Origin of the sequence: Pseudomonas sp. AP19, assembly GCF_001728855.1 — a bacterium.
Classification (GTDB): domain Bacteria; phylum Pseudomonadota; class Gammaproteobacteria; order Pseudomonadales; family Pseudomonadaceae; genus Aquipseudomonas; species Aquipseudomonas fluorescens.
The window spans coordinates 1-3,936 of sequence record NZ_LXJP01000118.1 but is presented as its reverse complement, the minus strand read 5'-3'; the positions used below and the strand labels follow the sequence as shown (position 1 = coordinate 3,936).

The 3,936-nt window shown below is 56.3% G+C and carries 4 protein-coding genes and 1 pseudogene; all 5 read right to left on the bottom strand.

The genetic code is table 11. From position 1 onward, the window contains the following. Window positions 1–2,454: tape measure protein (locus tag A7D21_RS33740; protein WP_069553831.1), on the bottom strand; the 2,454-nt coding region annotated here is incomplete at its 3' end. Between the two features lie 55 nt (window positions 2,455–2,509). After that, window positions 2,510–3,028, bottom strand: coding sequence for a hypothetical protein (locus tag A7D21_RS33735; RefSeq protein WP_069553830.1), 519 nt, complete (start codon window positions 3,026–3,028; stop codon window positions 2,510–2,512). A gap of 44 nt (window positions 3,029–3,072) precedes the next feature. After that, on the bottom strand, window positions 3,073–3,249 hold the full coding sequence (locus A7D21_RS36025) for a hypothetical protein (RefSeq protein WP_171902673.1): 177 nt from the start codon (window positions 3,247–3,249) through the stop codon (window positions 3,073–3,075). Between the two features lie 74 nt (window positions 3,250–3,323). Then, window positions 3,324–3,653, bottom strand: a complete 330-nt coding sequence (locus A7D21_RS33730) for a hypothetical protein (RefSeq protein ID WP_069553829.1) — start codon at window positions 3,651–3,653, stop codon at window positions 3,324–3,326. A 39-nt stretch (window positions 3,654–3,692) separates the two neighbouring features. Further along, window positions 3,693–3,936, bottom strand: a pseudogene (locus A7D21_RS33725) (hypothetical protein); the annotation flags it as partial.

The following is a 3,936-nucleotide window of genomic DNA, read 5'->3' as shown; positions in this document are numbered from 1 at the left end:
GATCTGCCCGGTGTTGCGCTGCTCGTTGAGGGCCGCCACGTCTGCGGCATACTTCTGCCGCATGGCCAGATCGGCGCGCATCCGGTCCCGCGCCTTATCACCCATGCCGACGCCGGACAGTTCCTGATCGAAGCCGTCTGTGGTGGTTTTTGTGCTGAGGGACTGAGCATTTTTGAACGCCGTCAGCTTCAGGTCATCCTCGTTGGCCTTCTTCAGCTTGTTCAGTGCATCCAGCTCAGCGGCCATGCCCATGAGCTTTTTCTTTTGAGCCTCACTCAGCTTGCCAAGCTTGCCCTCCTGGAGTTCGAAGGAAAGCTTCATCACCTCCGTGGCATCTTTCTGTTTGTCGCCAGTGGTGTTGATCAGTTCGATCTGGCGCTTGTAGCCTTCCTCTGCAGTATCGAAAGCCTTGAGTTGTTGCTTGGCCGCAGACTCAGCTTCGCTGGTGTTCTTTTTAGCGGCCTTCGCCGCGGCGTCATCAATCTCTTTTTGGGAGTCTTTGGCCGCAGCGGCCGAGCGGATCGCAACAACCATGCCTTCCGTAAGCTTGGTGTTCTCAGCGATAAATCGATTCGCCGCCTCCATGGCGGTTTTGTCTTTCGCGGTGCCCAGGTCCTTCAATAACTGGTCAAGGTACTTTTGGCCAACCTCTGCAGCGGCAGCAATCGCTGCGTTGTTCTTACCTCGCGCCGTCGTGTTGGCGTCCGTCTCGCCAGTAAGCCTAGCAAGCGTCTCACGCTGCTTATCCAATACCGCAGTGAGATCGGTAACTTTCAGTTGACCCGTCTCAATAGACTGGGCCATTTCCTCCGTAACGCCAGGTATGAGACGGATCTGATCAGCGACCGCTTTCCAATCAACCGCCTGCCCCTTAGAAGCATCGGCGACCGCTTTGTTGACAATATCCATTGCCGACTGGAACTCGGCAGGCAATGGAGCAATGCCGCCCATAAATCCTGAAGCGCCAGCCAAACCAGCGTTTGATAGTGCGGCCTGGAACTCGAAAGCAATTGATCCCGCTGCCCCAGAGAGGTCAGCTTCTGTATCTTTGATGGAAGCGCGAAGCTCTCGTAAAGTGACCGACTGGGTCGCGCGGTTGAGCTTATTGAATCGCTCAGTCAGCTTATCGAGCGGGTCGCCAAGATCACCGAGCTTCTGCTCAAGAACGCTGGTGTTATCCCGCAAAGTAAGGAAAGCAGCCGCGGCGCCTATCGCAAGGGCTGCTATACCAACTGGACCTCCAAGCATCCCGACAAGGCCAATGCCGGCGCGACTCACCCCCGCCTGCGCAACACCCACAGCGTTGGTTGCACGAGTCTCAGCAAGTCGAGCCTCTGCAAGCTGGAGAGACATTTGCGTTTGAACAGCCGTACCACGAGCTGCGATCGCCTCTTTCTCGGCAAGGAACACCGAGGTCTGTGCTTTCTGTTGCTCCGCTTGTGCAACCAGCAAGACAGCTGTTGCCTGGGCCTTTCTTGCTGCCGCATCTTTCAGCGACGAGTAAACAGCCGCCGCACCCGATGAGGCGGCCATTGCACCGTACCGAGAAAGGGCTGCGACGGCGGCAATGATCGATACATCCGCAAAAGTGGAGAAGTTATCACCAACTGCTCCGATAGCATTCCCGAGAACACCTGTGAAATTGGTTGTCTCGTCGAGGCGTCCGATATACACGTCGAAAGCGTTGGTCAGATTCTGCAGCGCATCCCGGACTGCGACCGTCATGCTGTCAGCGAGCTTACCGTTGGCCTCGGCAGTCTTCTGCAAACCTTGGGTCAGCAATTCAAGACCAAGCTTACCGGCGGCGCCGAGCGCGCGAATTTCTTCGGCAGTTTTGCCAGTGGCTTTAGCTACGGTTTCGACAATGGTAGGCATTGCGGCAAGCATCGCCTGCCAACCATCTGCATCTACCTTGCCTGTCTGTAGTGCCTTTGAATAACCGTCGATGGCCGATTTCGCCTTATCGGCGGATGCTGAGTTGGTCACCAATAGGAAACTGAAGCTGTCCATAACATCCAGCGCCTGGCTGGCGTTATAGCCCATTGACTTCAGGCTGCCCGATGTCCGAATGTACAGTTCTTGCGCTTCAGCGAGGGGGCGATACGTGCGCTTGGCAGTATCTAATAGGCGCTGCTGGACCACGTCGTATTCAGCAACGGTGGATGTGGCCATACCGATGCGGTCAGACATCTGCCCGTATGAGTCGGCAGCCTCGATAATCTTCCCGATACCGGCCGCGCCAATGGCGCCAGCCAATGCGGTCTTGATCAGCCCCGATGCGTTAAGCGCTCGATCTCCTGCACGATCAAAAGCGGTGTCTATACGCCCAAGACTCTTGTCGATCCTTCCGGATGCCTGACCTACGCTGGAGTCTGCCCGCGCCATCTCTTGACGCAACTGGGCCGTGGTCGCCTCGATGCGGACGAGCATCCCCTGTACGTCGGTATCAGCCATGCTGTTCTCCAGGCATAAAAAAACCCGCCAGAGCGGGTGTTTTGTGAATCATCGATCAATCTAAAAAAAACTTCTGCTTGGTCCCGATAATCGGAATGAGCGAGAGAGCCCTATCCAAATATCCAACTCCAAAACTTCCAATTAGGAGAACCTCAACATTAGGTAACGCTTGATTTCCTATCTGCACATCTCGCATCGTTACCATTGAGTACGTACCGGTACCCTTCGAAAGATCGGCCTGATAGGTGCATAGCGCATTACCGGCGCCTCGGCTGGTTTCTAACTCAACCAAAACTTGAGGTTCGGATGGCTCAAGTTCGCCGCGCCTTATAAGAGCCTGTGTTGCCGTACCAAAGTCTTCTATCTTTCGTTTATTTGGATCTGGCTGAATAGCCACAACGCTAACAAATTCAACAGGCCCTACGCCTCTAAGCTTATCTTTAACGACGCTTATGCAGTTTCGCATAATTGCAGCGGATAGCGCTTTTTTTGGCGGGACAAGCGCAACAGATACTGCTATTGCGATGACGACCACAGCAATGCATACCAGCAACGATTTCGCTAACTTGCCCATGCGACTCTCCATCATAGTTGGATGGGCAGAATAGCAAATTCCATCTATACAGCTTGCCTGCCGGTGAGTGCCTGTCGGAGCTTATCCGCCACACTCGACGGGGATGGCTTGTCAGCCTTGGCTTTCGCCTTTCCACCGCTGAAGGGGTTCGTCATCTGCGCCCATTCGATCTTGGCGTCCATGGCCAGGAACAGTTCGGGCATCGGCGTAGTCCAGGCCATGACCGGTGTCCAGCCAAGCCAGCCCGTGACTACTGCGTAGAGCCGGTCGACGTAGCTGCCGTCCTCGACAGCACTTACGCCGCCGCCGGCTTTTCCTTTCCCGCATCGGGGCCCTTTGGGTTGTACAGCGCGACCAGGTAAGCGTTCAGCTGCACAGAAACTTCAAGTACGCCCGCCTGCCAAACCTGCTCGGCAATTGCTTCGGCGTCCTTGCCGTTTAGTCCAGCCCCGCCGGCGATGATCACCGCGCAACCATCGATGCTCAGTGCGTTGATGGCCTGGGACGCCCCGCGCAGCCCGCCGAAGTGGGCTTCAATGGCCCGCACAGCACCGAGCGTCGGCTTCAAGGTGTAGGTCTCGTCGCCCAACTTTACGTCGACGGTGCCATAAAGGGTTTTGCTCATTTCGCGAATCCTTGGGGTTCGGGGCCGAAGCCCCGGAGGTTAGGCGGCGGCAGCCGGGAGAATTTCCAGGATGTCGGAGTTGATGCCGATCGTGATGTTGCGGCGAACCACGTTGTCAGCGGCGCCGGCGGCGACGGTGTTGTTCATCACCTTACCGCGCAGGTAGAACGTAGTCGGCAGGAGCGCCGGGGTGGCGGTAGGGTCGCCATCGTTCAGGGTGATCTTGATGTTGTAGTCGCCCTTACTGCGATCCTTGTGAGCGATCTTCAGCTTGGCTTGGCCC